Source organism: Streptomyces incanus (assembly GCF_042656345.1).
GTDB lineage: Bacteria > Actinomycetota > Actinomycetes > Streptomycetales > Streptomycetaceae > Streptomyces > Streptomyces incanus.
This window is the reverse complement of the sequence record NZ_JBHSPC010000076.1, coordinates 1-25,787: the sequence shown is the minus strand read 5'-3', so window position 1 is coordinate 25,787 and position 25,787 is coordinate 1. Positions and strand designations below refer to the sequence as shown.

At 69.8% G+C, this 25,787-nt stretch carries 26 protein-coding genes; 18 read left to right on the top strand and 8 right to left on the bottom strand.

The features are described 5' to 3' along the window. The first annotated feature begins 214 nt into the window (after positions 1 to 214). From ACFP2V_RS23220 to pstB, 7 genes are all read left to right on the top strand, one after another. Positions 215 to 2,590 carry an RNA degradosome polyphosphate kinase gene (locus tag ACFP2V_RS23220; protein ID WP_381215740.1) on the top strand — a complete coding sequence of 792 codons (2,376 nt, stop codon included), beginning with the start codon at positions 215 to 217 and terminating at the stop codon, positions 2,588 to 2,590. A gap of 136 nt (positions 2,591 to 2,726) precedes the next feature. After that, the gene (locus ACFP2V_RS23215; RefSeq protein ID WP_381215737.1) at positions 2,727 to 3,923 is read left to right on the top strand and encodes a CHAD domain-containing protein; all 1,197 of its coding nucleotides are present in this window, start codon (positions 2,727 to 2,729) and stop codon (positions 3,921 to 3,923) included. 10 nt (positions 3,924 to 3,933) lie between these two features. Continuing rightward, positions 3,934 to 4,395 (top strand): NUDIX hydrolase, encoded by a 462-nt coding sequence (locus ACFP2V_RS23210; RefSeq protein ID WP_381215734.1) that lies wholly within the window; start codon positions 3,934 to 3,936, stop codon positions 4,393 to 4,395. Positions 4,396 to 4,772: 377 nt separating this feature from the next. Then, entirely contained in the window at positions 4,773 to 5,903 is a 1,131-nt protein-coding gene (pstS, locus tag ACFP2V_RS23205; protein WP_381215731.1) for a phosphate ABC transporter substrate-binding protein PstS, read from the top strand. 103 nt (positions 5,904 to 6,006) lie between these two features. Next, positions 6,007 to 7,005, top strand: a complete 999-nt coding sequence (gene pstC / locus ACFP2V_RS23200) for a phosphate ABC transporter permease subunit PstC (protein ID WP_381215728.1) — start codon at positions 6,007 to 6,009, stop codon at positions 7,003 to 7,005. After that, positions 7,002 to 8,066 carry a phosphate ABC transporter permease PstA gene (pstA, locus tag ACFP2V_RS23195; protein WP_381215726.1) on the top strand — a complete coding sequence of 355 codons (1,065 nt, stop codon included), beginning with the start codon at positions 7,002 to 7,004 and terminating at the stop codon, positions 8,064 to 8,066. Before pstC ends, pstA begins: the two co-directional genes overlap by 4 nt. 52 nt (positions 8,067 to 8,118) lie before the next feature. After that, a complete protein-coding gene (pstB, locus tag ACFP2V_RS23190; RefSeq protein WP_381215723.1) occupies positions 8,119 to 8,895 on the top strand; it encodes a phosphate ABC transporter ATP-binding protein PstB in 777 nt (258 codons plus the stop codon). Positions 8,896 to 9,078: 183 nt separating this feature from the next. Here pstB and ACFP2V_RS23185 read toward each other — a convergent pair whose 3' ends face one another. Continuing rightward, a complete protein-coding gene (locus ACFP2V_RS23185) occupies positions 9,079 to 10,077 on the bottom strand; it encodes an inorganic phosphate transporter (RefSeq protein ID WP_381215720.1) in 999 nt (332 codons plus the stop codon). 8 nt (positions 10,078 to 10,085) lie between these two features. After that, positions 10,086 to 10,706: a DUF47 domain-containing protein gene (locus ACFP2V_RS23180; protein WP_381215717.1), complete on the bottom strand. Its 621-nt coding sequence runs from the start codon at positions 10,704 to 10,706 to the stop codon at positions 10,086 to 10,088. A gap of 237 nt (positions 10,707 to 10,943) precedes the next feature. Here ACFP2V_RS23180 and ACFP2V_RS23175 point away from each other — a divergent pair, with 237 nt between their 5' ends. Further along, positions 10,944 to 11,429: a metal-sensitive transcriptional regulator gene (locus ACFP2V_RS23175; RefSeq protein WP_381215714.1), complete on the top strand. Its 486-nt coding sequence runs from the start codon at positions 10,944 to 10,946 to the stop codon at positions 11,427 to 11,429. Positions 11,430 to 11,596: 167 nt separating this feature from the next. Here the strand turns inward: ACFP2V_RS23175 and ACFP2V_RS23170 are convergent, their stop codons facing one another. Beyond that, positions 11,597 to 11,803, bottom strand: coding sequence for a hypothetical protein (locus ACFP2V_RS23170; RefSeq protein ID WP_381215712.1), 207 nt, complete (start codon positions 11,801 to 11,803; stop codon positions 11,597 to 11,599). Positions 11,804 to 11,884: 81 nt separating this feature from the next. Beyond that, positions 11,885 to 12,784 (bottom strand): SCO4651 family lipoprotein, encoded by a 900-nt coding sequence (locus ACFP2V_RS23165; protein WP_381215709.1) that lies wholly within the window; start codon positions 12,782 to 12,784, stop codon positions 11,885 to 11,887. Between the two features lie 130 nt (positions 12,785 to 12,914). Here ACFP2V_RS23165 and ACFP2V_RS23160 point away from each other — a divergent pair, with 130 nt between their 5' ends. Then, positions 12,915 to 13,076 carry a hypothetical protein gene (locus tag ACFP2V_RS23160; RefSeq protein ID WP_381215706.1) on the top strand — a complete coding sequence of 54 codons (162 nt, stop codon included), beginning with the start codon at positions 12,915 to 12,917 and terminating at the stop codon, positions 13,074 to 13,076. A 92-nt stretch (positions 13,077 to 13,168) separates the two neighbouring features. Here the strand turns inward: ACFP2V_RS23160 and ACFP2V_RS23155 are convergent, their stop codons facing one another. From ACFP2V_RS23155 to ACFP2V_RS23145, 3 genes are all read right to left on the bottom strand, one after another. Beyond that, a complete protein-coding gene (locus ACFP2V_RS23155; RefSeq protein ID WP_381215703.1) occupies positions 13,169 to 13,861 on the bottom strand; it encodes a phosphatase PAP2 family protein in 693 nt (230 codons plus the stop codon). A 211-nt stretch (positions 13,862 to 14,072) separates the two neighbouring features. Then, positions 14,073 to 15,083: a C40 family peptidase gene (locus ACFP2V_RS23150; RefSeq protein ID WP_381215700.1), complete on the bottom strand. Its 1,011-nt coding sequence runs from the start codon at positions 15,081 to 15,083 to the stop codon at positions 14,073 to 14,075. Between the two features lie 131 nt (positions 15,084 to 15,214). Further along, positions 15,215 to 15,622, bottom strand: a complete 408-nt coding sequence (locus tag ACFP2V_RS23145) for an ATP-binding protein (RefSeq protein ID WP_381215697.1) — start codon at positions 15,620 to 15,622, stop codon at positions 15,215 to 15,217. A 203-nt stretch (positions 15,623 to 15,825) separates the two neighbouring features. On the opposite strand from ACFP2V_RS23145, the gene ACFP2V_RS23140 reads away from it, so the two are divergent. The 8 genes from ACFP2V_RS23140 to ACFP2V_RS23105 all read left to right on the top strand — a co-directional run bounded on the left by ACFP2V_RS23140 (position 15,826) and on the right by ACFP2V_RS23105 (position 24,525). Continuing rightward, positions 15,826 to 16,677 (top strand): helix-turn-helix domain-containing protein, encoded by an 852-nt coding sequence (locus tag ACFP2V_RS23140; RefSeq protein ID WP_381215694.1) that lies wholly within the window; start codon positions 15,826 to 15,828, stop codon positions 16,675 to 16,677. Positions 16,678 to 16,686: 9 nt separating this feature from the next. Then, on the top strand, positions 16,687 to 17,118 hold the full coding sequence (locus tag ACFP2V_RS23135; protein ID WP_381215691.1) for a DUF397 domain-containing protein: 432 nt from the start codon (positions 16,687 to 16,689) through the stop codon (positions 17,116 to 17,118). A 207-nt stretch (positions 17,119 to 17,325) separates the two neighbouring features. After that, on the top strand, positions 17,326 to 17,634 hold the full coding sequence (locus tag ACFP2V_RS23130; protein WP_381215746.1) for a hypothetical protein: 309 nt from the start codon (positions 17,326 to 17,328) through the stop codon (positions 17,632 to 17,634). A 201-nt stretch (positions 17,635 to 17,835) separates the two neighbouring features. After that, positions 17,836 to 18,663 (top strand): hypothetical protein, encoded by an 828-nt coding sequence (locus ACFP2V_RS23125; RefSeq protein ID WP_381215688.1) that lies wholly within the window; start codon positions 17,836 to 17,838, stop codon positions 18,661 to 18,663. Beyond that, positions 18,653 to 19,981: a hypothetical protein gene (locus tag ACFP2V_RS23120; protein ID WP_381215685.1), complete on the top strand. Its 1,329-nt coding sequence runs from the start codon at positions 18,653 to 18,655 to the stop codon at positions 19,979 to 19,981. The genes ACFP2V_RS23125 and ACFP2V_RS23120 overlap by 11 nt, the downstream gene beginning before the upstream one ends. A 14-nt stretch (positions 19,982 to 19,995) precedes the next feature. Continuing rightward, positions 19,996 to 21,537, top strand: a complete 1,542-nt coding sequence (locus ACFP2V_RS23115) for an SCO6880 family protein (protein WP_381215743.1) — start codon at positions 19,996 to 19,998, stop codon at positions 21,535 to 21,537. Between the two features lie 13 nt (positions 21,538 to 21,550). Then, positions 21,551 to 22,966 (top strand): ATP-binding protein, encoded by a 1,416-nt coding sequence (locus tag ACFP2V_RS23110; protein WP_381215682.1) that lies wholly within the window; start codon positions 21,551 to 21,553, stop codon positions 22,964 to 22,966. A gap of 17 nt (positions 22,967 to 22,983) precedes the next feature. Next, positions 22,984 to 24,525 carry a type VI secretion protein gene (locus ACFP2V_RS23105; RefSeq protein WP_381215679.1) on the top strand — a complete coding sequence of 514 codons (1,542 nt, stop codon included), beginning with the start codon at positions 22,984 to 22,986 and terminating at the stop codon, positions 24,523 to 24,525. Positions 24,526 to 24,535: 10 nt separating this feature from the next. Here ACFP2V_RS23105 and ACFP2V_RS23100 read toward each other — a convergent pair whose 3' ends face one another. After that, positions 24,536 to 25,120, bottom strand: a complete 585-nt coding sequence (locus tag ACFP2V_RS23100) for a GNAT family N-acetyltransferase (RefSeq protein ID WP_381215676.1) — start codon at positions 25,118 to 25,120, stop codon at positions 24,536 to 24,538. A 94-nt stretch (positions 25,121 to 25,214) separates the two neighbouring features. On the opposite strand from ACFP2V_RS23100, the gene ACFP2V_RS23095 reads away from it, so the two are divergent. Beyond that, on the top strand, positions 25,215 to 25,718 hold the full coding sequence (locus ACFP2V_RS23095) for a helix-turn-helix transcriptional regulator (protein ID WP_381215673.1): 504 nt from the start codon (positions 25,215 to 25,217) through the stop codon (positions 25,716 to 25,718). The last annotated feature ends 69 nt before the right edge of the window (positions 25,719 to 25,787 follow it).

The following is a 25,787-nucleotide window of genomic DNA, read 5'->3' as shown; positions in this document are numbered from 1 at the left end:
TACCCCTCACCCCTCACCCCTCACCCCTCACAGCACGTACGGTCGCCCCAAGGCCTCCCGACCGGAGCGACACCCCACCGGCGTGCGGACGCCCGGCGGGCGCGCCGGGTCCGGCCTCCGCGCGCCCGCCCCGGCCCCCGCGGGCCGCCCCCCGATAGCCCACACGTCATGTCTCCGTAACCGGTGATTCAGACAGTCTTGCGACGCTCGGCGAATGCATCCCGCCGCGCCAGAGCCGCCCTCACCCCATAGGGGGAACGGGGCCGCCCCAGGGGCACCATCGCTCCCACCCGCGCCGTCCGACGCGCCCGTGGTACTCGTGGCGCGGAACAATGGATTCATGAGCCAGTCGAACGCCAAAGCCGACGCCAAAACCAAGGGTCAGGTACAACACACGCAGCCCTCCGTGGGCTCGATCGCCGCCCACCGGCCGCACCCCGTGGCCGGGACGGTCTCCGATCTGGAACCGGACATCGACTCGGACCTGGACGTCTACGAGGAGCCGGACACCGGCGGCGAACCGCTGCCCCAGGGCAGGTTCCTCGACCGGGAGCGCAGCTGGCTCGCCTTCAACGAGCGCGTTCTGGAGCTCGCCGAGGACCCGAGCACCCCCCTCCTCGAGCGGTCCAACTTCCTCGCGATCTTCGCCAGCAACCTGGACGAGTTCTTCATGGTCCGGGTGGCCGGTCTCAAGCGCCGTATCGCCACCGGTGTCGCCACCCGCTCCGCATCCGGCCTCCAGCCGCGCGAGGTGCTGGAGATGATCTGGGCCCGTTCGCGCGAGCTGATGGCACGGCACGCCGCCTGCTTCCACGAGGACGTCCTCCCCGGGCTGGCGGACGCGGGCATCCACCTGGTCCGCTGGAGCGAGCTGACGGAGAAGGAGCAGGCCCGCCTGTTCACCCTCTTCCGGCACCGGATCTTCCCCGTGCTGACCCCCCTGGCGGTCGACCCGGCGCACCCCTTCCCGTACATATCGGGTCTGTCGCTGAACCTGGCCGTGATCGTGCGCAACCCGGTCACCGGTCACCGGCACTTCGCCCGGGTCAAGGTGCCGCCGCTGCTGTCCCGCTTCCTGGAGAGCTCCCCGGGCCGTTACGTCCCCGTCGAGGACGTCATCGCCGCCCACCTGGAGGAGCTGTTCCCGGGCATGGAGGTGCTCCAGCACCACGCCTTCCGGCTCACCCGCAACGAGGACCTGGAGGTCGAGGAGGACGACACCGAGAACCTCCTCATCGCCCTGGAGAAGGAACTCATGCGGCGCCGCTTCGGGCCGCCGGTGCGCCTCGAGGTCGAGGAGTCCATCGACCGTGACGTCCTGGACCTCCTGGTGCGCGAACTGAAGATCAGCGAGGCCGAGGTGTACCCGCTGCCGGGGCCGCTCGACCTCACCGGCCTCTTCCGGATCCACAAACTCGACCGGCCGGAGCTGAAGTACCGCTCGTTCATCGCCGGCACCCACCGCGACCTCGCCGAGGTCGAGTCGGCGTCCGCGCCGGACGTCTTCGCCGCCCTCCGCAGCCGGGACGTGCTGCTGCACCACCCGTACGACTCGTTCTCCACGTCCGTGCAGGCCTTCCTCGAGCAGGCGGCGGCCGACCCGGACGTCCTCGCGATCAAGCAGACCCTGTACCGGACCTCCGGCGACTCCCCGATCGTCGACGCGCTCATCGACGCGGCCGAGTCCGGCAAGCAGGTCCTCGTCCTGGTCGAGATCAAGGCCCGCTTCGACGAGTCCGCCAACATCAAGTGGGCGCGCAAGCTGGAGGAGTCCGGCTGCCACGTCGTCTACGGCCTGGTCGGTCTGAAGACCCACTGCAAGCTGTCCCTGGTGGTCCGCCAGGAGGGCGAGACGCTCCGGCGGTACAGCCACGTCGGCACCGGCAACTACCACCCGAAGACGGCCCGGCTCTACGAGGACCTCGGCCTGCTCACCGCCGACCCACAGGTCGGCGCGGACCTCTCGGACCTGTTCAACCGCCTCTCCGGCTACTCGCGCCGCGAGACGTACCGGCGGCTGCTGGTCGCCCCCAAGTCCCTGCGCGACGGGCTGATCTCCCGGATCGACAAGGAGGCCCGGCACCACCGCGCCGGACGCCCCGCGTACGTCCGCATCAAGGTCAACTCGATGGTGGACGAGGCGATCATCGACGCCCTGTACCGGGCCTCGCAGGCGGGGGTGCCGGTGGACGTGTGGGTGCGCGGCATCTGCGCGATCCGGCCGGGCGTCGAGGGGCTGTCGGAGAACATCCGGGTCCGTTCCGTCCTCGGCCGCTTCCTCGAACACTCCCGCATCTTCTCCTTCTGCAACGGCGGCGAGCCCGAGGTGTGGTTCGGCAGCGCGGACATGATGCACCGCAATCTGGACCGCCGTATCGAGGCGCTGGTCAGGGTCACCGACCCCGCCCACCGGGCGTCCCTGAACCGGCTGCTGGAGACCGGCATGTCCGACAGCACCACGTCCTGGCACCTCGGCCCGGACGGCGAGTGGACACGGCACGCGACGGACGCGGACGGCCAGCCCCTGCGACATGTCCAGGAGATGCTCATAGACGCCCGGAGGCGCCGGCGTGGCACAGCGACACCTTGACCCGACGGACCCGGGAACCGGCTCAGGACCGGGCTCAGGCCCCGGCCTCAGGACCGGCCCGAGGAAGACCGGCCTGACAACCGGCCCGACAACCGGCCTGACAACCGGTCCGAAGGCCGATCCCACGGCCGCTCCGGTGTCCGCGGAGGCCCTGGCGGGTTATCTGCGGGCCCAGGCCACCGAGTTCCTCCGCGCGCTGCGCCTCCACCGGGAGGCGGGGGCGGGCGCGGCGGCCTCGGAGGGTTCCGTCGAAGCGGCGCTCGCACTGCGCCGGTCGGCCCGCCGGATCAGCGGCAGCCTGCACACCTTCCAGGCGGTCCTGGATCCCGACTGGTCCGAGGCGATGCGCCCGGAGCTGGCCTGGGTCTCCGGCACCCTGGCGCTGGAACACGCCTGCTCTACGCGCCTGGAGCGGCTGCTCCAGGCACTGCACCGGCTGTCCGGCACGGCGGCGTTCCCGGCCCAGGGGACGGCCGGGGCCGGTTCGGCGGGCGGACCGGGCGGACCGGCCCGGTCCGCCGCCCCGGCCGCCGTCGCCGCCAGGGGCTCCTCCGCCTCCCCCGCCACCGGAACCGGGGCCACCGCCACCGCCGCCCCCGAGCGCGGCAGCCTCACCGTGGGTGCCGCCAAGGCCGGTGCCCTGCTGGACCGGCAGCTCACCCTGGCCCGGACCCGGGCGCACTCCACGGCACTCCAGGCCCTCGGCTCCTCCCGGTTCCACGCCGTCGCCGACAAGGTCGCCGTGCTGGCCAGCGAGGTTCCGCTGACCCCGGCCGCCTCCGCCGCCGACCTGCGCCCGCTGGCCGAGGCCGCGCGGGAGCGGCTCGTCGACGCCGTCGCGGCGCTGCCCCTGCTCACCGCGGGCAGCCCGTACAACGCGGAGGCGCTGGTCCACGGGCTGTCCCCGGACCTGGCCCCGCACCCGCAGGACGCCCCCTGGCACCAGGTCCGCCTGCTGCTGCGCCTGCACCGGTACGCCCGCGAGGTGCTGTACCGCACCGCCGCCCCAGCCGCTCCCGCCGACGGCACCACCCGGGCCACCCGAACCACGCATGCCGTCGAGGCCGCCGCAGCCGCGGGTGCCGCGGAGCCCGCAACCGCCGCCTCCCCGCTCCCCGACGTCCGCCTGCTCGCCGCCGGCGAGGCCCTCGACCGGCACCGGGACGCGTCCGAGGCCTCGGCGGCCGCGGCGAACGCCGCCCGTACCCCGCGCATCGCCCCGGCCACGGCGTACGCGCTCGGGGTGCTCCACGCGGACCAGCGGCACGAGGTGGAGGCGGCGCGGTACGCGTTCCAGCGGAGCTGGCAGAAGGACGTCCTCGGCTCGTTTTAGGGAGGCCCCGGTGGGCTCGACCCCGTCCGACCACGGCTACCGCGGCCCGCGCCCGGCCGCTCGCCTGATCGTCCAGGCGGCCGGCTGTGTCCTGTGGCGCCGTTCCCCGGTCACGGGCACGCTCGAAGTGTGTCTCGTCCACCGCCCCAAGTACGACGACTGGTCCTGGCCCAAGGGAAAGCTGAAGCGCGGCGAGGACGCGCTCGCGGGTGCGCTGCGCGAGGTCGCCGAGGAGACGGGGCACTCCGCCGTGGCGGCCGCCGAGCTCCCGTCCGCGCACTATCTGGCGAACGGCCGCCCGAAGCGCGTCCGCTACTGGGCCGCCGAGGCGGTCTCCGGCACGTTCACCCCCAACGACGAGGTGGACCGCGTCCTGTGGCTCCCCCCGCACGTGGCCCGCCGCCGGCTCACCGAGCCGAGGGACGCGGACTTGGTGGACGCCCTCCTCGCCACGTTCCGCCCGACGGCATAGCGGCGGTCAGCGCCGGCCGGCACCTCGCCCGCGCCCATGCCCGTCCGCACCGGCCCCGCACCGATGTCCGACCGGTGTCCGCAGTGTGTCCGCACTGGTCCGCGTTGTGTCCGCGCTGTCCCGCTGCCCCGCTCCTGCCCGACATCGGCCCGGTATCGACCCGTGTCCTCGACGTAAGCGTTCCGTGACCTCACCGCACCGCCCACAGGGGTTCACCTGCCGTTCACTTACGACCATGGGGTGCTTCACCTCTTCTGCCTACTTTCGGCCTTACACGATGCGAACCGCCCGCCGAACGGGCACTCGCGTCGCTCGGACTGACTTTGGACTTCGCACGCCGCCGGAATTCAGGACGGCGGCTCCTGGAAGGAACTCAAGTGAAGCTTCAGCGCAAGAACCGGCGGGCCCTCGCTCTCGGTGCTCTCGCCGTCTCCGGCGCCCTGGCCCTCACGGCGTGCGGCTCGGACGACACCAGCAACGGCGGCGGCAGCTCCAGCGACGCCTCCGCGAGCGCTCAGGGCAACATCGACTGTGCCGACGCCAAGGGCCAGCTCCAGGCCTCGGGTTCGTCCGCGCAGAAGAACGCGATCGACGCCTGGGTCAAGAACTACACGGCCGCCTGCAAGGACGTGCAGATCAACTACCGTCCCGACGGTTCCGGCGCCGGTATCACCGCCTTCCTCCAGGGTCAGACCGCGTTCGCCGGCTCCGACTCGGCTCTCAAGCCGGAGGAGATCGCTGACTCGAAGAAGGTCTGCACCGACGGTCAGGCCATCGACCTGCCGATGGTCGGCGGTCCGATCGCGGTCGGCTTCAACGTCCCGGGTGTCGACAACCTGGTCCTGGACGCCGCGACCCTCTCGGAGATCTTCGACAGCAAGATCACCAACTGGAACGACGAGAAGATCGCGAAGCTGAACCCCGACGCGAAGCTTCCCGACCTCAAGATCCAGGCCTTCCACCGCTCGGACGAGTCCGGCACCACGGACAACTTCACCAAGTACCTGAAGGCCGCCGCGCCGAAGGCCTGGCCCTACGAGCCCGGCAAGTCGTGGGAGGCCAAGGGCGGCCAGTCCGCTCAGGGCTCCTCCGGTGTGGCGCAGCAGGTGAAGCAGACCTCGGGTGCGATCTCGTACTTCGAGCTCTCCTACGCCAAGGACGGCATCAAGACCGTCGACATGAAGACCGAGGCCACCGAGCCGGTCAAGGCCACGATCGAGAACGCCACGGCCGCCATCGGCGCCGCCAAGGTCGTCGGCACCGGCAAGGACCTCGCGCTGGAGCTGGACTACACCCCGGACGCCGAGGGTGCCTACCCGCTCGTCCTGGTGACGTACGAGATCGCCTGTGACAAGGGCAACAAGGCGGACACCCTGCCCGCCACGAAGTCCTTCCTGAACTACATGGCCTCCGAGGACGGTCAGGGCCTGCTGGCGGACGCCGGCTACGCCCCGATGCCCGAGGAGATCATCACCAAGGTTCGCGAGACCGTCTCGAACCTGAGCTGACCCGAGTGCGGCCGACCCCGAGAACCGGGGTCGGCCGCACCGTCCGGTGCACCGCCGCCAGGGGCCCTCGAACAGCGTGAGGCCCCGCAGACCGGAGACCCTGATGGACATATCAACACAGCAGCCCCCCCCACCCCCCCTGCCTTCGCCGGCCGAGCGGAAGCGCGCCGCCCGCGGCGCCACCCGGCCCGGCGACCGGATCTTCCTCGGGCTCTCCCGGGGGTCCGGCATTCTCGTTCTCGCGATCATGGCCGCGATCGCGGGCTTTCTCACGTACCGCGCCGTCCTCGCGCTCGGCAACAACGAGGCCAACTTCTTCACGTCGTTCGACTGGAACCCCAGCGGTAACCCGCCGGAGTTCGGCATCGCGGTCCTGGTCTACGGCACCGTCGTGTCGTCGGTCATCGCCATGGTCATCGCGGTCCCGGTCTCGGTGGGCATCGCGCTGTTCATCACGCACTACGCCCCGCGCAGGCTCGGCGGCACCATCGCGTACGTGATCGACCTGCTCGCCGCCGTGCCGTCCATCGTCTACGGCCTGTGGGGCGCACTCGTCCTGGTGCCGCACATGGACGGCCTCTACGGCTGGCTGAACGACTACCTCGGCTGGACCGGCATCTTCGAGTGGAACGGCGGCGCCGGGCGCTCGCTGTTCACCGTGGGCATCCTGCTCGCCCTGATGATCCTTCCGATCATCACCAGCGTCAGCCGTGAGGTCTTCCGGCAGGCGCCGCAGATGCACCAGGAGGCCGCCCTCGCGCTGGGCGCCACCCGCTGGGAGGTCATCCGCATGGCGGTGCTCCCCTTCGGCCGCTCCGGCGTGATCTCCGCCTCGATGCTGGGTCTCGGCCGCGCGCTCGGCGAGACGATGGCCGTGGCCATGATCCTCTCGTCGTCCTTCGACATCAACGCCAGCCTGCTCGACCCGGGCGGCGGCACCTTCGCGCAGAACATCGCCAGCAAGTTCAACGAGGCCAGCGAGATGGGCCGGGACGCGCTGATCGCGTCCGGCCTGGTGCTCTTCGTGATCACCCTGCTGGTCAACGGCGGCGCCCGCCTGATCATCGCCCGTCGCAAGGAGTACTCGGGGGCCAACGCATGAGCCACGCAACGATCACCCCCAAGTCCGCGAGCTCCCTGCACGGTGCCCGGCTCCCCAAGTGGTTCGCCTGGGCCGCCGCCGCGGGCTCCGTCGCCCTGGGCCTCGGCATCAGCGCCGCGGCCGGTCTGGACAGCAGCATCCAGTGGGCGCTGATCGCCGCGATCCTCTTCGTCCTCGGCTCCTACGCCGCCTCCGCCGCGGTCGAGGGCAAGCGCCAGGCCAAGGACCGCACCGCGACCAGCCTGGTCTGGGTCGCCTTCATCATCGCCGTCATCCCGCTGGCCTCCCTCATCTGGGAGACGCTCAAGCGCGGTGTGAAGGTCCTCGACGGCTACTTCCTCACCCATTCCATGGGCGTCGTCGCCGACACCGAGCCCGGCGGCGGTATCTACCACGCCATCCTGGGCACCCTGGAGCAGGTCGGAATCGCTTCCCTGATCTCGGTCCCGATCGGTGTGCTGACCGCGATCTACCTGGTCGAGTACGGGCGCGGCAAGCTCGCCCAGGCCGTCACCTTCTTCGTCGACGTCATGACGGGTATCCCGTCCATCGTCGCCGGTCTGTTCATCCTCAGCCTGTGGATCATCATCCTGGACATGGGCTACTCCGGCTTCGCCGGCTCACTCGCCCTGTGCATCCTGATGATCCCGGTGGTCGTCCGCTCCACGGAGGAGATGCTCAAGCTCGTCCCGAACGAGCTGCGCGAGGCGTCCCTGGCGCTCGGCATCCCGAAGTGGCGCACGATCCTGAAGGTCGTCCTGCCGACGTCCATCGGCGGCATCACCACCGGCGTCATGCTGGCCATCGCCCGCATCACCGGTGAGACCGCTCCCGTGCTGCTGCTGGTCTGGGGGACGAGCGTGATCAACGCCAACCCCTTCCAGGACCCGCAGGCATCACTGCCGATGTACATCTATCTGCAGTACCAGAACAGCGGCGGCGAGGGCGCGGCCTACGACCGTGCCTGGGCGGCGGCCCTGACGCTCATCGCGTTCATCATGATCCTCAACCTCGTGGCCCGCGGCATCGCCCGCTGGAAGGCCCCGAAGACCGGTCGCTGACGCGGCCAGACGAAGAGTCGGCGACTCGGACCCGAAAGAAGCAGTGATCCCCATGGCCAAGCGCATCGACATCAGCGGCCTCAACGCCTACTACAGTTCCTTCCTCGCCATCGAGGACATCTCGATGACCGTCGAGCCCCGCTCCGTGACGGCCTTCATCGGCCCGTCCGGCTGCGGCAAGTCGACCTTCCTGCGCACGCTCAACCGCATGCACGAGGTCACGCCCGGCGGCAGGGTCGAGGGCAAGGTCATGCTCGACGACGAGAACCTCTACGGCGCCGGCATCGACCCGGTCGCCGTGCGGCGCGAGGTCGGCATGGTCTTCCAGCGCCCCAACCCGTTCCCCACCATGTCGGTCTACGACAACGTGGCGGCCGGTCTGCGCCTGGCGGGCAAGTACAAGAAGTCCGAGCTGGACGACATCGTCGAGAAGTCCCTCAAGGGCGCCAACCTCTGGAACGAGGTCAAGGACCGCCTGAACAAGCCCGGCTCGGGCCTCTCCGGTGGTCAGCAGCAGCGCCTGTGCATCGCCCGCGCGATCGCGGTCGAGCCGAAGGTGCTCCTGATGGACGAGCCCTGCTCCGCCCTGGACCCGATCTCCACCCTCGCCATCGAGGACCTGATCGGTGACCTCAAGGAGCGGTTCACGATCGTCATCGTGACGCACAACATGCAGCAGGCCGCGCGCGTCTCGGACCGTACGGCCTTCTTCAACCTGGCGGCCGTCGGCCAGCCGGGCAAGCTGATCGAGATCGACGACACGGAGCGCATCTTCTCCAACCCGTCGGTCCAGGCCACCGAGGACTACATCTCCGGCCGCTTCGGCTGATCCGAACCCCTCGCGGTGCTGCATGGCGGTGCCACCGTGAGGACACAGATGGGCCCGCCCCCACTACCGGGGGCGGGCCCATTCGTTCGTCCGTACGGCGCCGGGCGCGAGATGCCGGACGCTGCCAGAGGCCAGGTGTCAGAGGCCAGGTCTCAGAGGTCAGGTGTCAGGTGTCAGCACCGGCTACAGGAATGCCAGGTACACGAGCCCGTACGAGGCCGCCGCCACCAGGGCCGCCGCGGGCATGGTGATGAACCAGCCCAGGATGATGTTCTTGGCGACGCCCCAGCGCACCGCGTTCACCCGCTTCGTCGCGCCGACACCCATGATCGCCGAGGTGATCACATGTGTGGTGGAGACCGGCACCTTGAACAGGTAGGCCGTGGTGAACATGATCGTCGCGCCGGTCGCCTCGGCCGCGAAGCCCTGCGGCGGGTCCAGCTCGATGATCTTCCGCCCGAGCGTCCGCATGATCCGCCAGCCGCCCGCGTACGTGCCCAGCGACAGCATCAGCGCGCAGGAGACCTTCACCCAGACCGGAATGGGGTCGCCGTACTCCTCGACGTCCGCGATGACCAGGGCCATCACCACGATGCCCATGGTCTTCTGCGCGTCCTGGAGGCCGTGGCCGAGCGCCATGCCGGCCGCCGACACCGTCTGCGCTATACGGAAGCCCCGCTTGGCCTTGTGCGGGTTGGACCGCCGGAAGATCCACATGATCGCGGTCATGACCAGGTACCCCACGATGAGGCCCACGACCGGCGACGCGAACATCGGGATGACGATCTTCTCGAGCACCCCGTCCCAGTACACCGTCGTCCCGCCGGCCAGTGCCGCTCCGACCATGCCGCCGAACAGGGCGTGCGAGGAGGAGGACGGCAGGCCGAAGTACCAGGTGATGAGGTTCCAGGTGATCGCGCCGACCAGCGCGGCGAACAAAATCCCCATCCCCGTCGAGCCCTCGGGGGTCTGGATCAGCCCCTCGCTGACGGTCTTGGCGACCCCGGACCCCAGGAACGCGCCAACCATGTTCATGACGGCCGCCATGGCGAGCGCCACCCGTGGGGTGAGCGCACGGGTCGACACGGAGGTGGCGATGGCGTTCGCCGAGTCGTGGAAGCCGTTCGTGTACGTGAAGAAGAGCGCGACCCCGATGGTCACGATCAGAGCGAAGGTGTCCATGAAGGGGCTCAGGACTCCTTGACGGCGATGGTCTCCACCGTGTTCGCCACATGCTCGAAGGCGTCGGCCGCCTCCTCGAGTACATCCACGATCTGCTTCAGCTTGAGGACCTCGATGGCGTCGTACTTACCGCTGAAGAGGTGGGCCAGGAGCTTCCGGTGGATCTGGTCGGCCTGGTTCTCCAGGCGGTTGACCTCGATCCAGTACTCGGTGAGGTTGTCCATGGTGCGCAGGTTCGGCATGGCCTCGGCGGTGAGCTCGGCGGCTCGCGCCAGCACCTCGATCTGCTGGTCGACGCCCTTGGGCAGTTCCTCGACGTTGTAGAGGACGACCAGGTCGACGGCCTCCTCCATGAAGTCCATGATGTCGTCGAGGGACGACGCGAGGGAGTAGATGTCCTCACGGTCGAAGGGCGTGATGAACGAGGAGTTCAGCTGGTGGAAGATCGCATGGGTGGCGTCGTCACCCGCGTGTTCCGCGGCCCGCATACGCTCGGCGATCTCGACCCGGACAGGGGTGTCCGCCCCGAGCAGTTCCATGAGGAGTTTCGAGCCCGTGACGATGTTGTCCGCGGATGCGGCGAACATGTCGTAGAAGCTCGTCTCCCTGGGGGTCAGACGAAAGCGCACGTGGGGTCCTCGGGGTGCATCGGGTTCGGGATGGCTGATGCTGGGCGCACCATCCAGCCACGACTACGGGCCGCCCACCAGTGTCACCCATCGGGTAGCCCGGCAGATACGGGGGCGGTGCAGGCTGTACCACGACCGGTACCAACGGCACCGGCCACAGTCCCTATACCCGGCAAAGTTCGGTACCATATACCCACCAGGGGTATATGTCGCCCGCCATTGCACCAGGAGGACGCGATGACGACCAGCGAGGCCGGCGCGGACACGCCCTCCCCTCCGGACGCAACGGACGGGACGGGCGTGACGGACGTGACGCAAGTAACGGCCACAACCGGAACGAAAAGCATCACCGATGCACCGGATGCGACCGATTCAACCGAAACGTCCCCCGACGCGGCGGCCGGCTCCGCACCCGGCATCGTGACCGACCACGACCGGGGCATCCACGGCTACCACCACGAGAAGCAGGAACACCTCAAGCGCCTGCGCCGCATCGAGGGCCAGATCCGGGGCCTCCAGCGGATGGTCGACGAGGACGTCTACTGCATCGACATACTCACGCAGGTGTCCGCCTCCACCAAGGCCCTGCAGTCCTTCGCGCTGCAACTGCTGGAGGAGCACCTGCGCCACTGCGTGGCGGACGCGGCCGTCAAGGGCGGCGACGAGATCGACGCCAAGGTGAAGGAAGCGACCCAGGCCATCGCCCGCATGCTCCGCACCTGACCCGCCGACACCGGCCCGGACCGCTACGGCCCGGACCACCACGGACCGGGCGACACCGGCTCCGACCCCCACGGCCCCACAGCACCGGCTTCGACCGCACGGACCGGACCGCCACGGACCGGACCGCCACGGACCGAATACGGCCCCGACCCCTACGTGCCGGACCGCTACGGCCGACGTGGCCGCGACCCGACCGCCGACTCCGTGCGCACCTCGGCCACCTTCAGCACCTTGTCTATGCTCTCCAGGCTGAGCGGCCCCTGGGCGGCGGAGGCGGCGATGATCAGCTCTCCGCACAGCTCGATCTCGGCGAGGGCCACATGGTCCTGAACCAACCCACCGCCGAGCGGAGCCACGCCCGTCACCTCATCCATACGGTCATACGGCCAGAGGCTCCCTAGCGTAGGCAGCCCCCGGCTCTCCGCGCATGGCACGTAAGGGCTAGTTCACGCCGGTCACTCTCGGCCCGTGCCCCGGCCCACTCCCCCGGCCCGCTCCTCCGCGATCCGGCCCGCGTAGATGTCGCCGGCCTCCGGGAGGCGCACGTCGGCGGGGGCGCCGAAGTCGTAGAGCAGGGTGGTGGAGGCGACCGCGACCGGGGTGGAATGCTCCTCGTTCACGAAGCTGAAGCGGTGCCGGACCTTGCGGATGCGCCCCTGGTCGTCGAGGTAGACGTCGAAGGGGACCTCGGCGGTGGCGAACCCGGCCGCCGCCGCGCCGAGCGGCCCCTTGTTCGCCTCCGAGGCGGCGCGCGCCGCCTCGTGCAGATCCGCGGTGCCCCGGTAGTGGCGCACCTCGGCGCCCGCGAGCTCCGTCCTCCCCACGTACGTCGCCGTCCGCGCCCCGCGCAGCAACTCGGCGGCGGTGAACGGGTCGGTGACACCGCCGGTGACGAGATTCCCGTCGGACAGGGTCCCGGTGTCCACCCGCACCCACTTGTCGGCGGGCACTCCGGCGCCCCGGTTCTTCATGAACAACGCGCCCGGCGCGAGCAGCTCGGTGATGGGCCGGCGCACCGACTCCCCTGACGGGTCCTGCGGCAGCAGCACCTTCAGCCGGCCGATCCGCTTCCGATAGTCGTAGACGCCCTCCCCGCGGATGGTCACGCGGGTACCGCCGGTGGCCATCTCCATGGACGTACGCGCCTTGGAGCTGCCCGCGTCCACCAGCGCGTCCGCGGCCTCCCGCACGGCCACCGCCACCTCACCGGTGGCGGGGGCGGTGCCACCGCCCCCGCCGGTCGCGGCCCCGCTGCGGCCGCACCCCGAGACACCGCCGAGCGCCAGCCCGCCGGCCACCCCGAGAACAACGACCGCATCACCGATCCGCGTACGCCGCGGTTGCCGTCCAGCCATGGTCCGCCTACCCCCGCTCCGTCCGACACGGGCCATCCCTTTTTCAGGGTTAACGACCGGTAGGGAAGCCCGTCACGGACATCGCCGCGGACCGTGTCACGCGGCCCCGCCGGAGCGGTACCGTGGTGACGTGGAACAGCAGGACACCAAGGAGCACTCCCCGGAGCACCGGATCACCACCGCCGAACTGGGGCCTTTCTGCTTCGCCCGCTGCAGTTGCGGCTGGCGCGGCCCCGCGCGAAGAGCCAGAAGCCTCGCCCGCACCGAGGGCCGGAAACACGCGGTGGGGTGACCCCCGGGTATGCACCCGGGGGTCACCCCACCGACCGATCTGCGACGCGTTCTGCTTCTGCGTTCTGTACAGGAGGAGCCGTGCCGCGCGGCCTACGCCGCCAGGTCCCGCTTCCCCGTCTCCGACGACCGCGACTCTCCGGGAGTCACCCGTGCGTCGGCCTGTCGCCCTTTGATCAGCCACGCCCCCCGGCGCGACTGCTCGACCGACCGCATCAACGGGGTCAACAGCGCCATGGCGGGCGGCGACAGCAGCAACGCGACCGCCGTGCCGAGCGCGAGCCCGCCCACGACGTCCGTCGGGTAGTGCACGCCCATGTAGACCCGGATGAACCCGCCCACCACCCCGAGCAGCAGGCCGATGATCCCGAGCCGCCGGTTGGCCAGGAACAGCCCCACCGCCAGCGCCATGCAGAGCGTCGCGTGGTCGCTGACGAACGAGTAGTCGGTCTTGCCGTCGACCAGGACCTCGAGCCCCTCATGGTCGAGGAAGGGCCTGCGCCGCTCCACGAACTCGCGGATCGGCACGTTGACCAGGACCGCGACGCCCGCCGCGAGCGGGGCCCACACCAGGGCCGCCACGGTCGGGGCCGCGTCCTCGCCGCCCCGCTTCCTGACGCCCCACCAGCACCACATCACCAACGCCAGCAGGGCGAACAGCACGCCGAACTCGCCCACGAACTCCATGATTCGGTCGAGCCAGGGGGGCGCGGCCTTCGCCAGGCCGTTGATGTCGTAGAGCAGGTCGACGTCGGGGTTCGACCCGGAATCGGCGAGTCCAGCCATTGGTGCTGAGGCCCCTTCGTCATCTCTCTCGGCGCACAGTGCGATACGCCACTCCGCCACCCCCGTGGTGTGTAGATCCGCTGACTGTTCGGGCTACGACAACAGGAACGCACGACTCTTGCCCGTACGTTCCAACTCCACTGAATGATCACGCAGACGTTATCGAAGAGAGATACGTCTTCGCAGCTCAGGGGGCTGGTTCAGCGGCCGCTCAAACCGTCGTGGGGAGCGCTTTCGCGCCATCTTCGGTAACGCGAGTGGCACCAAAGTAGTCAGGTGTGTCGATCGGGTCGAATCGGATCACCGCCCCCGGACGGGGCGCATTGATCATGTATCCACCACCGACATACATGCCCACATGCCGGATCGCCCGCGAATTGGTGAGGTCGTCCGAGAAGAAGACCAGATCACCGGGGAGCAACTCGTCCCGCGCGGGATGCGGTCCCGCGTTGTACTGATCGTTCGCCACCCGCGGCAGCGTGATCCCCACACTCTCGTACGCGGCCTTCGTCAGCCCCGAGCAGTCGAAGCGCCCTCCCTGGTCAGCGGTGCCGTTACCGCCCCAGAGGTAGAGCGTGCCGAGCTTCTTCTGGGCGTAGGCGATGGCTCCGGCCGCCTGCTTGGACGGGTCGACCCGGCCGGCCGGAGCGGCGAAGCTCTTCTCCAGCGAGAGGATGCGCTGGACGTAGTTCTGCGTCTCCTTGTACGGCGGCACCCCGTTGTACTTGATGACCGCGTACGCCCCCGCGTTGTAGGAGGCCAGCATGTTTTCGGTCGCATTCCCCGGGACGTCCTTCACGTAGCCCGCGAGGGCGCAGTCGTACGTCGCCGCCGACGGAATCGCGTCGTTCGGGTCCCATACGTCCCGGTCCCCGTCCCCGTCCCCGTCGACCCCGTGGGTGGCCCAGGTGCCGGGGATGAACTGGGCGATTCCCTGTGCCGCCGCGTGACTCTGCGCCTTCGGGTCGAACCCGCTCTCCTGGTAGAGCTGGGCGGCGAGCAGTGCCGGGTTGATGGCCGGGCAGAGATTGCCCCAGGTCTGCACGAGATTCTGGTATGCGGCCGGCACGGCCCCCTTCGCCAGCGCCTTGGCGGCCCCGCCGCCGACCCCGCCCGCGAGGCTCCCCGCGACGACGTAGACGCCGAGGGCCAGCAGCATGACGAAGGCGAGCACGGAGCCCCCGGCGACCCCTGCCGCGATCCAGGCCTTACGCACCGTCAACCGTCCCTCGTCGTCCCGGAGTCCGCTGCCGACGCCAGTGTAGAGGCGCCCGTCCCCCTCCGGGGTGATCATGTGAGAGGAGGAACGCGCGTGCCGCGCGGGCCGGGACGTACGGCCTACGGCCTACGGCCTCAACCGCACTCCGCCCACACCAACTTCCCTCCCCCCACTGCCCCCGCACCCCACGTGGACGCATACGCCCGCACCAGCGGCAGCCCCCGCCCGCTCTCGGAGTCGTCCGGCGGCGTGTCGAGCGCCACCGCCTCGGTGAAGCCGGGCGGCACCCGCGGGTCCGTGTCCCACACCCCGACCCGCAACCGCCCCGGTTCGGCGGCGCGCAGCCGGAGCGCGTAGGGGCCGGTGGTGTGCAGATGGGCGTTGGCCAGCAGCTCCGCGGCCACCAGCTCGGCAGCGGGCACGAGCTCTCCGAGATCGTGCGCCCCCAGCACGGTCCGCAGGGTGACCCGGGCGATGCGCGGAGCGCGGGGATCGTGCGGGAGTTGAAGGGTGTAGGACCAGGGCGGCGTTACGGTGGGCATGGAAGTCTCCGATTACCGTGGGAAGTTGGAAGATTGCGTACGGTTGCCTCCCAGTGGCATGCCGATCCGTCGACCAGTGCACTTCTGGGGCGTGGCGCCACGAAGGAAGCTAGCAGTCAGGGACTATTTTCTTCGTCCCAATCGGAGCTATAACTACTCTTTCCACCTGTGTGGGTGACGAGTGGTACGGAGGAGCGACGGGCATGCCCGCGAGAACCAACCCCACGGCCCGGCAGCGCCGCCTCGGCTCCGAGCTGCGCAAACTGCGCGAGCGTGCCGGCCTGACCTCGACGGAGGCCGCACAGTTCCTCGGAACCAAGCAAGCCCAGGTCAGCAACATGGAGACAGGACGCCAGCCGGTCAGCGCCGATCGCGTACGCACTCTGGCCTGCCAATACGACTGCCCCGACAAGAACCTCGTCGAAGGGCTCGCCGCGATGACCGGCGAACGCCGACGCGGCTGGTGGGAGGAGTACCGCGACATCCTCCCGTCCGGACTGCTGGACCTGGCCGAACTGGAACATCACGGCACCTCACTGCGCACCGCCCACACCTCCGGCATCCCCGGCCTCTTGCAGACGAGGGACCACGCCCGTGAGGTGTTCCACCAGGTCGTCCCGGACCTGTCACCCCCTGACCTGGAACACCGAACCTCGTTCCGCATCAAGCGCCAGGCCGTCATCTTCCGTAAGCAGCCCATCCCCTACCGGGCGATCATCCACGAAGCCGCCCTGCACATGAGGTTCGGCGGCCGGGATGTGGCGAAACGGCAGCTCAAGCACTTGCTCAAGATGAGCGAGTACCCCAACATCTCGATCCACGTCATCCCCTTCGACGCGGGCGGCTTCCCCGGAGCCGGACAGCCCATCTATTACGTGCACGGCCCCGTACCGCCGCTCGACACCGTCCAGCTCGACCAGTCCCACGGCATCGCCCTGCTGGACGCCGGCGCCCAGTTGGAGAAATACCGCAAGGTCCTCGATCGCCTGTTGGCCATCAGCCTGATCGAGATCGAGAGCCGGGCCCTCATCCACCGCATCATCCAGTCCATCTGAGAGGCAGTCATGCAGACACCCCACTGGCAGAAGTCCTCGTACTGCGGCGAAGGCGAGTCCTGCCTCCACGTAGCCGCCACTGCCCCGCCCGTCATCAACTGGCAGAAGTCGTCCCTGTGCGGCACCGGCGACTCCTGCGTCCACGTAGCCACCACCGCCCGGTCCATCCACATAACCGAGTCCGCTGACCCCAGCGGAGCGATACTCACCACCGCCCCTGACACCTTCCTGACTCTCATTCAGGCCATCAAGGCGGGCGGGCAGGTGACGGGCGGCCGGCCCACCGACATCGAGGTACTCGTCGCCGGCGACGACGACACGGTCCGTATCCGTGCCACCGCTACCCCGGACACCACCGTCACCACCGACCGGCGCAAGTGGGACACCTTCGTCCTGGGCGTACTCGCGGGTGAGTTCGACCATTTCGCAGCCCGACCGTGATACACAGAGTGACGATACGACTCCTCACCCACCGACCCGTGCCCCTCTCGGAGACCGGCGCGCGCCGGTGACAGCGATTATTCATACGGAACCCGCCAACTAATGACGCCGAGTCGGCATGCGACGGCGTCATCGTCGGCGACAATGGGCCCTGACCTCTGCATGCCCGCAGAGACACGGAACGACCCGACAGGGGCGGTGACTTACATGTTCTTCGCGGCCGACGAGGGAGACATCAACACCATCATCGGCGGGATCGCTCCCGACTGGGGTCCCTTCGGCAGCCTGGGCAACGAGGCCAAGGTCATGCTCGAAGTGGTCATGGCGCTCGCCATCCTGATCTGCCTCGGCATCGCGATCTGGGGCGCGGCGAAGCAGCGCATCGGTGCGACGGCGCTACGGGACACGTTCAGCGCGGAGCAGGGCAAGGGCCTGATCATCGCCGGTCTCACCGGCGTCTTCATCATCGGTTCGCTGGGCACGGTGTTCACCATCGTGTACGGAATGGCCGTGTAGGGCGCCGTCCCATGCCTCTGACCGGGCACGCCCGGCCTCCCCTCCACCCCACCCGCCCGTCGCGCCCACCGCCTGAGGTTGCGTTTCCCTGATGTCGACTCATAACACCGCGCCCACGCGGGGACCAGCACGGCTACCGTCGTACCAGGAGTACGCGGAGTACGAGGTGTTTCCGCACGACGCTGAGGGGGCGTACGCGGTATGAGTCTCGGAGACGAGTACGAGAACACCGGCGGGTACGGGGGCACGGGCCAGACCCGCACCCGCATGCCGGACAGCGGCGGGGGGCCGCACGGCGGCGGGCGCAGAGGCGGCCGCACGTCGTCCCGCAGCCTGGTCACGGTGGTCGGCGTGGTGGTGCTCCTGATCGCCGCGATCGCCTTCGCGAACCGTGGAGGAGACGATTCCTCAAAGGACGAGGCCGACGACTCCCCGAAGGCGGCGGCAACGGCCCCGTCGGGGAAGAAGCCGGTCCAGTCGGCGAACGCCGGCATCCCCTCCGGCTTCGCCCACGACCGCCAGGGGGCGGAGAGCGCGGCGGCGAACTATGCGGTGGCGCTGGGGTCTGACGGTATGTTCAGCCCGACCCGGCGTCGCGAGATCGTGCAGGCCATCGCAGATCCCAGTACGCGGGACCGCCTTCAGGACGGCTTCGACGCCGACTATTCGCCGGACTTGCTGAAGAGTATCGGCCTGACCGCGAACGGTGCGGCTCCGGAGGGGACGACATTCGTCAATCGCACGCTCCCCGCCGGAACCAAGGCGACGGCCTTCAGCGAGAACTCGGCCACGGTCGAAGTCTGGTGCAACGGCCTCTTCGGGCTGGCCGGGGACGGCTCAACCAACCCCGTGACCAACAGCTGGTTCACGGTGACCATGAAGCTGAACTGGAGCGGTGACGACTGGGGGGTCCTCGAGACCACCCAGAAGACCGGCCCGACCCCCGTCCCCGGGGACAGCCCCGTCTCCGGGGCTGAGGACATGAGCAAGGTGGTCGAAGAGTTCGGAGGCTTCACCTATGCCCGGTAACCGCCGCCTGCTCAAACTGACCGGCATCATTGCGGCAGTACAGGCATCAGTCATCGTCTTCGCCACCCGCGCCTTCGCGGAGCCCACACCGACGCCCTCGAGCAGCGATGACCCCTGCTCGCTGATCGCCGGCCCCGCCAAGGAGTACTGCGACCGCGACGGCGGTGGCGGCTCCGGAGGAGCCGGCACACTCAACGACCCCACCTCCGTCCTCGACCCCCTCGGCGCCCTCGCCAAGGGCTGTGCCGATGCCGCGTCCTGGACGATCAAGAAGCTCAGTGCCGCCGTCGACGAGACGGCGGCCGTGGACTTCACGAACCCGACGTTCCTGAAGCAGTACGCGGTCGTCTTCGCCGCGTCGACGATCCTGACGCTGCTCCTGTGGCTGATGGCGGTCGCCAAGCGGGCCGTACGAGGTGTCCCCCTCACCACGGCCCTGTCCGAGGCGATCGGCTTCCTGTGGCTCACGGTGCTGGCCTCGGCGTTCACCCCGCTGATCCTCTACACGATCGTGTCGGCCACGGACGGTGTGACGGACGTGCTGGCGAAGGCGACCGGCGACCAGACGAGCACGTTCTTCGGCACGTTCGCCGGCGCCCTGGAGAAGGGCAACGACATCGGCGGCGGCCCGATCATGCTGATCGTCGTCTCGCTGGTGTCGATCGTCGCGGCCGGTGTGCTGTGGCTGGAGCTGGTCATCCGCGCGGCGCTGCTCTACGTGGGCGCGCTGCTGGGCACGGTCGTGTACGCGGGTCTGGTCGACAAGAGCCTGTGGGGTCACGTCCGGCGTTGGGCGGGCATCATGATCGCGGTGATCCTGGTGAAGCCGGTCATCGTCATAGTGCTGGGTCTGGCGGGCGCGCTGTCCAACGAGGACGGCCCGAACGCGTTCTCCGCCGTGGTGTCCGGCCTGGCGATCATTCTTCTGGCCATTTTCGCCAGTGCGATGATCTACCGTTTCGTGCCGGGCTTCGGCGACGAGATCGCGAACTCGCGCAACAACCGTCTCATGCAGGGCGCCGAAGGCAAGGCCGCCGCCGTGATGAGTTCCCCGGCGACCATGGTCGCGCAGGGCATCAAGACCCACAGCACGCGCGCCGACAACAACGGCTCGGGCGGCGGCCAGTCGTCCGGCGGCGGTGCCCGCCCGTCCAACCCCGTCTCCGGCGGAGTCGCCGCGCACAGCGCGCGCACCCCGAACGGCGGCGGCGGAGCTGTCCCCTCCGCCGCACCCGCCCCCCGCTCGGGCAGCCCGGTGAGCACGCCCCACGGGAACCGCAACAGCAGCAACAACAGCACGGGAGGTGAAGGGCGTTGACGACCGAAGCCCATATGTCCCATCCGGTCACGCCCCGCCGTACGTATCTGATCGGCCGGGCCCGGCCGAACGCGATCGTCGGCCGCAATCGCGAGACCGGTGAGATCGCGCTGATCGTCGTGGGCGCGTTCCTCGGCATGATGGCCGGTCTCCTCGTCCCCGTCCTGTCCCTGCGGATCGTGCTGCTCGCGGGCCTCCCGATGATCGCGCTGGCCGCCGTGTACGTGCCGTACCGGGGCCGCACCTTCTACAAATGGTTCGAAATCAACCGCAGTTACAAGCGGACCCTGCGCCAGGGCACGACGTACCGCTCGGGCGTCGTCGAGGCCGGCACCCGGCTCGACGGCCGGGAGGTCGAGATCGGCCCGCCGCCCGGGATCGGCCGGATCACCTGGCTCGCCGCCCCCTTCGGGCCCGACGAGATCGCCGTACAGCTGCACGCGGACCGCAAGACGGTGACCGCCGCCATCGAGATCGAGGGCCCCGGCGTCGGCCTGCGCGACTCGGAGGACCAGGAGGCGCTCGTCGACCGCTTCGGCACACTGCTCAAGCACGTGGCCAACGGCGACGGCTTCGTCACCCGCATCCAGATGCTCGCCCGCACGCTGCCCGCCGACCCCGACGCGCACGCCAAGGACGTCTCCCAGCGCGGGGACGAGAAGGCGCCGCACTGGCTCCAGCAGTCGTACGACCAGTTGCAGTCGATGGTGTCGACCAGCAGCGAGCAGCACCGCGCGTACCTCGTCGCCTGTATGCACTTCAACCGCGATCTGGCCGCCGAGGCCAACGCGATGGCGCGCGCGGTCCGTACCCAGGGGCGCCGCAAGGTGGACCGGGACGCCGGGCTGGCCGTCGTCATGGCCCGTGAGCTGACCGACATCTGCTCCCGGCTCCAGGAGGCCGACATCCGCGTACGGCAGCCGCTCGGCCAGAGCCGCCTGTCCTCGCTGATCCACTCCATGTACGACCCGGACCACCCGATCGACCACATCCAGGCGATGACCAAGCGCAACGCCTGGCCTGCCGAGCTCGACGCCATGGAGCCCACCTACCTCCAGGCCAAGACCCGCGAGTCCTCCACCCGCGCCCCCTGGTGCCACGCCACGGCCTGGGTGAAGGAGTGGCCGATGACCCCGGTGGGCGTCAACTTCCTCGCGCCGCTCCTCGTCCACACCCCGGACGTGATCCGCACGGTCGCCGTGACGATGGACCTGGAACCCACCGAGGTCGCCATCGAACGCATGCTGACGGAGAAGACCAACGACGAGGCCGAGGCGTCCCGCGCCGCGAAGATGAACCGCACGGTCGACCCGCGCGACATCGCCGCCCACGGCCGCCTCGACCAGCGCGGCGAGGACCTCGCCAGCGGCGCGGCCGGCGTCAACCTCGTCGGCTACATCACCGTCTCCTCCCGCAACCCCGAAGCCCTGGCCCGCGACAAGCGGACCATCAGGGCATCGGCCGGAAAGTCGTACCTGAAGCTGGAGTGGTGCGACCGCGAGCACCACCGCGCCTTCGTGAACACACTCCCGTTCGCCACCGGCATTCGAAGGTAGGGGCTGAGTTCTGATGCGGGATCCGCTGTCCGTCGTCACCGACGCCTTCACGTCGTTCCTGTTCGGGAAGGTCGAGACGACACGGCTGCCGGTGCGCACCTCCACGGGCCAGGCGCAGGCCGTCTACCTCCCGACCGCCGCTCCCGGCCTCGGCGACTCCGGCGTGATCATCGGCCGCGAGGTGTACTCCGGCAAGGGCTACATCTACGACCCGTTCCAGCTCTACGGCCAGCAGTTGCCCGCGCCGCACTGGCTGGTCCTCGGCGAGTCCGGCAACGGCAAGTCGGCGCTGGAGAAGACGTACGTCCTGCGCCAGCTGCGCTTCCGCGACCGGCAGGTCGTCGTCCTGGACGCCCAGGGCGAGGACGGCGCCGGCGAGTGGAACCTCATCGCGCAGGAACTCGGCATCACCCCCATCCGGCTGGACCCGACGGCCGCCCTGAACCACGGCATCCGGCTCAACCCGCTCGACCCGTCGATCACCACGACCGGTCAGCTCGCCCTGCTGCGCACCATCATCGAGGTCGCGATGGGGCACGGTCTGGACGAGCGCGCCGGCTTCGCGCTGAAGGTCGCGCACGCCTTCGTCACCGAGACGATCGTCGAACGCCAGCCGGTCCTCACCGACATCGTCGAGCGGCTGCGCCACCCCGAGGCGGAGTCGGCGGAGGCGATGAACGTCGCCATAGACGACGTACGGGCCTGGGGCCTGGACGTCGCCCTGGTGCTGGACCGGCTCGTCGACGGTGACCTGCGCGGCATGTTCGACGGCCCGACGACGGTCGGCATCGACCTGGACGCACCTCTGATCGTCTTCGACCTGTCCCACATCGACCGCAACTCCATCGCCATGCCGATCCTGATGGCGATCGTCGGCGTGTGGCTGGAGCACACCTGGATCCGCCCCGACCGCAAGAAGCGCATCTTCCTGGTCGAGGAGGCCTGGCACATCATCAACAGCCCGTTCGTGGCGCAGCTGTTCCAGCGGCTGCTCAAGTTCGGCCGCCGGCTGGGTCTGTCGTTCGTCGCGGTCGTCCACCACCTGTCCGACGTCGTGGACGGGGCGGCGGCGAAGGAGGCGGCGGCCATCCTCAAGATGGCGTCCACCCGGACCATCTACGCCCAGAAGGCCGACGAGGCGCGGGCGACGGGCAGAGTGCTGGGCCTGCCCCGGTGGGCGGTGGAGATCATCCCCTCGCTCACCCCGGGCATCGCGGTCTGGGACGTCAACGGCAATGTGCAGGTGGTCAAGCACCTCATCACCGAGACGGAACGCCCCCTGGTCTTCACCGACCGCGCGATGACCGAGTCCTCCGTCGAACTCGCCGCCGCCGACGACGCCCTGCGCGCCGCCGAGCTGGAGGCTGAGCAGCGGGCGGCGGCCTTCGTGGAACAGCACATCGGCGACTCCGAATCGACGGTGGCGTAGGGAGGAAGGGATCCCACGTGAGACCGGACGGTCACGGCGGCGGGCAGGGTCAGGGACGGCACGGCCAGGGGGGCATCCCCGACGGGCTGCTGGTCGGGATAATCGCGTTCCTGCTCGGCATCACCCTGCTGGTGTGGACGGCCACCGGCCTCGCGGGCCTCTTCGCCCGCGGCTCCTGGCCGTCCGGCGTCACCTTCACCCGCACCCCGGTCGCCATGCGCCACCTCGTCGCCGAACCCCACGACATCCCGGGCGCCTGGCCGGACACCCCGGCATCCGCCCTCTCGGGGTACGGACTGTTCTGGGGTCTGCTCATCGGCCAGCTGATGCTGCTCGTCGTCCTCACCGTCTTCGTCCTGGGCACGGTGGCCCGGTGGAGGGCGGTACGGGCCCGGCAGAAGGCGGAGCGCGCTGCGGCGGACACGACCGCGGTACCGGAGCCGATCCAGCACGAGGTACCGACACCGAGAACGGCACCCGAACCCAAGCCTGAGCCCGTACGGGAACGGGAGCGGGCGCGGGAAACGGCACCGCTGCCCGCCACGGCACCGACCGCGGCACCACCCCGGGAAGCCGAAGCCACCCCGGCCGAAGCCCTCCCGCCCTTGAGGAACCCGGCGCCCTCGACCCGCTCCTCCGACCCGGTGTTCTACGGCCCCCCGGACAACCGCCTTACCACCGCCGCCGCGGCCGTACGGGACGCGGAGGGCCCCGCCCTCGTCCTCACCTCGAACCCCACCCTCTGGGAGGAGACGAAGGACGGGCGGGCCAAGCTCGGCCCCACCCACCTCTACGACCCGACCCACCGCTGCGACACCCCGGCCCGTCTCCACTGGTCGCCCACGAGCGGCTGCGAGGACAAGGACACGGCCGTCGCACGCGCCGCCGCCCTGCTGGCCCCGGTCCGCCCCGCCTCCCGGCTCGACCAGGCCGTCGGCGACACCGCCCAGACCCTCCTGCGCAGCTATCTGCACGCCGCCGCCCTCGACGGCCGTACCGTCCGTCACCTCCACCGCTGGGCGCAGGGCAGCCAGGTCCAGGACGCCGTACGCGTCCTGCGCACCCACCCGGAGGCCGCCCCGGGTGCCGCGGGCGAACTCGAGGCGGCCCTCACCGCGTACCCGGAACGCCGCGACATCGCGCAGCAGCTGACGACGCGTGCGCTGTCGGCCCTGTCCACGGTCAACGTCCGCGAGGCCTGCACACCCAACCGAACTGATGCGCTCGCCCTGGATTCCTTCGTCCACGAAGGGGGCACACTGTATGTGGTGGGTGAATCCATCGAGGATCCCCGCACCCATCCGGGCGCGATGCCGTTGCTGACGGCCCTCACCGCAAGCGTGGTCGAGCACGGCCGGCGCATGGCCGCACGGTCATCCTCCGGTCGGCTCGACCCACCATTCACCCTCGTCCTGGACGACGTGGCGGCCGTGGCCCCCCTCCCCCAGCTCCCGGACCTCCTCACCACCGGCCCGGACCGGGGCATGCCCACCCTGGCCCTCCTCCGCTCCCGCGAACAGTCCCGGACGCGCTGGCCCCACGACGAACTCCCGGTGTAGGCACCGCGGGTCAGCGCTCGACGACCATCTCCAGCTCGTGCTCGTCCGGCCTCCCCGCCAGCGGCACGGTCACCCCGCTCTCGGTGAATCCCGCCTTACGGTAGAAGCCGAGAGCGCGCCCGTTCCCGGGGTGCACGATGAGCCGCACCCGTTCCACGCCCTGCCCCCACGCCCACTCCAGCGCGGCCTCGAACAGAGCCTTGGTCACCTCGCTTCCCCGGTGCCCGGGCGCCACGTACACCCCGACGAGATGCCCCTGCCGGCGCTCGACGGGCATCCCGGCCCAGTCCGTCGTACCGGCCTCCTCGACCACCACGGCCACCGTGCCCACCAGTGCACCGTCCGCCGTCCGGGCGACGAACTGCCGCACCCCGCCCGCCCCTTCGGCGGCGTTCGCGGTCCGCTCCTGCCAGTACGTGTCAGGACGCGCCGCCGCCACCTCGTAGCTGTCCAGGAACGCGATGTCCGCGACCGGATCCCGCAACGCGGCCAGCCGCAACGCCTTCACTTCGGGCCACTCACCTGCCCGCACGGACCGCACCACGTACTCCCCGAAGACGGTGCCGGGAGCTTCCCCGGACTGCGTAGTACTCATACCGGCCACCGTAGTACCCGAGTACGACCGCCCTCACCCGGAATACCGCCCCTGGTCCGACGCCCGGTGCCACCTCTCGAACGAGCATCGAAGCATGATGACGGCACTGGAACTCACCGAACGCCACGGCGACCTGACCGTCGTCACCGACCTGTCCTTCACCGTCCGCCCCGGCACCGTCACCGGCTTCCTCGGCCTGGACGCCCTCACCCGCGGCCACGCCACCGTGTCCGGTCGCTCCTACGCCGCCCACCCCGCGCCGCTGACCGAGGGCGGTGCCCTGCTGGAGGCCCGCTCGGCGCACCCGGGCCGCACCGCCCGCCACCACCTCCAGTTGCCGACGTCCACCCACCAGGACCCCTCCACGCCCACGGCCCCGTACACCGACCCCCGGCTGTCCGCTCTCACCGAGCGCGAACGTGAGATCCTCACCGTCATAGGCCAGGGCTGGACCAACACCGAGATCGCCACCCGCCTCCACCTCGCCGAATCGACGGTGAAGACCCACGTCGGCCGCGTCCTCGCAAAGACGAGATCGAGGGACCGCATCCAAGCGGTGATTCTGGCCTACGACACAAAGCTGGTGGAGCCGTCATAAACACCACGAGAAACGCAGAAAGCCCCGTGCCAGGGGCACGGGGCTTTCTCCACAAGAATTGTTCGGCGG

What these genes read in the sequence shown, in the direction of transcription:
- ACFP2V_RS23140 (WP_381215694.1), top strand. Translation starts at nt 15,826, where the DNA reads ATGCCCGCGAGAACCAACCCCACGGCCCGGCAGCGCCGCCTCGGCTCC.
- ACFP2V_RS23220 (WP_381215740.1), top strand. Translation starts at nt 215, where the DNA reads ATGCATCCCGCCGCGCCAGAGCCGCCCTCACCCCATAGGGGGAACGGG.
- ACFP2V_RS23155 (WP_381215703.1), bottom strand. Translation starts at nt 13,861, where the DNA reads ATGGCTGGACTCGCCGATTCCGGGTCGAACCCCGACGTCGACCTGCTC.
- ACFP2V_RS23125 (WP_381215688.1), top strand. Translation starts at nt 17,836, where the DNA reads ATGAGTCTCGGAGACGAGTACGAGAACACCGGCGGGTACGGGGGCACG.
- pstA (WP_381215726.1), top strand. Translation starts at nt 7,002, where the DNA reads ATGAGCCACGCAACGATCACCCCCAAGTCCGCGAGCTCCCTGCACGGT.
- ACFP2V_RS23100 (WP_381215676.1), bottom strand. Translation starts at nt 25,120, where the DNA reads ATGAGTACTACGCAGTCCGGGGAAGCTCCCGGCACCGTCTTCGGGGAG.
- pstC (WP_381215728.1), top strand. Translation starts at nt 6,007, where the DNA reads ATGGACATATCAACACAGCAGCCCCCCCCACCCCCCCTGCCTTCGCCG.
- ACFP2V_RS23130 (WP_381215746.1), top strand. Translation starts at nt 17,326, where the DNA reads ATGTTCTTCGCGGCCGACGAGGGAGACATCAACACCATCATCGGCGGG.
- pstB (WP_381215723.1), top strand. Translation starts at nt 8,119, where the DNA reads ATGGCCAAGCGCATCGACATCAGCGGCCTCAACGCCTACTACAGTTCC.
- ACFP2V_RS23095 (WP_381215673.1), top strand. Translation starts at nt 25,215, where the DNA reads ATGATGACGGCACTGGAACTCACCGAACGCCACGGCGACCTGACCGTC.
- ACFP2V_RS23165 (WP_381215709.1), bottom strand. Translation starts at nt 12,784, where the DNA reads ATGGCTGGACGGCAACCGCGGCGTACGCGGATCGGTGATGCGGTCGTT.
- ACFP2V_RS23135 (WP_381215691.1), top strand. Translation starts at nt 16,687, where the DNA reads ATGCAGACACCCCACTGGCAGAAGTCCTCGTACTGCGGCGAAGGCGAG.
- ACFP2V_RS23115 (WP_381215743.1), top strand. Translation starts at nt 19,996, where the DNA reads ATGTCCCATCCGGTCACGCCCCGCCGTACGTATCTGATCGGCCGGGCC.
- ACFP2V_RS23175 (WP_381215714.1), top strand. Translation starts at nt 10,944, where the DNA reads ATGACGACCAGCGAGGCCGGCGCGGACACGCCCTCCCCTCCGGACGCA.
- ACFP2V_RS23120 (WP_381215685.1), top strand. Translation starts at nt 18,653, where the DNA reads ATGCCCGGTAACCGCCGCCTGCTCAAACTGACCGGCATCATTGCGGCA.
- ACFP2V_RS23185 (WP_381215720.1), bottom strand. Translation starts at nt 10,077, where the DNA reads ATGGACACCTTCGCTCTGATCGTGACCATCGGGGTCGCGCTCTTCTTC.
- ACFP2V_RS23110 (WP_381215682.1), top strand. Translation starts at nt 21,551, where the DNA reads ATGCGGGATCCGCTGTCCGTCGTCACCGACGCCTTCACGTCGTTCCTG.
- ACFP2V_RS23145 (WP_381215697.1), bottom strand. Translation starts at nt 15,622, where the DNA reads ATGCCCACCGTAACGCCGCCCTGGTCCTACACCCTTCAACTCCCGCAC.
- ACFP2V_RS23170 (WP_381215712.1), bottom strand. Translation starts at nt 11,803, where the DNA reads ATGGATGAGGTGACGGGCGTGGCTCCGCTCGGCGGTGGGTTGGTTCAG.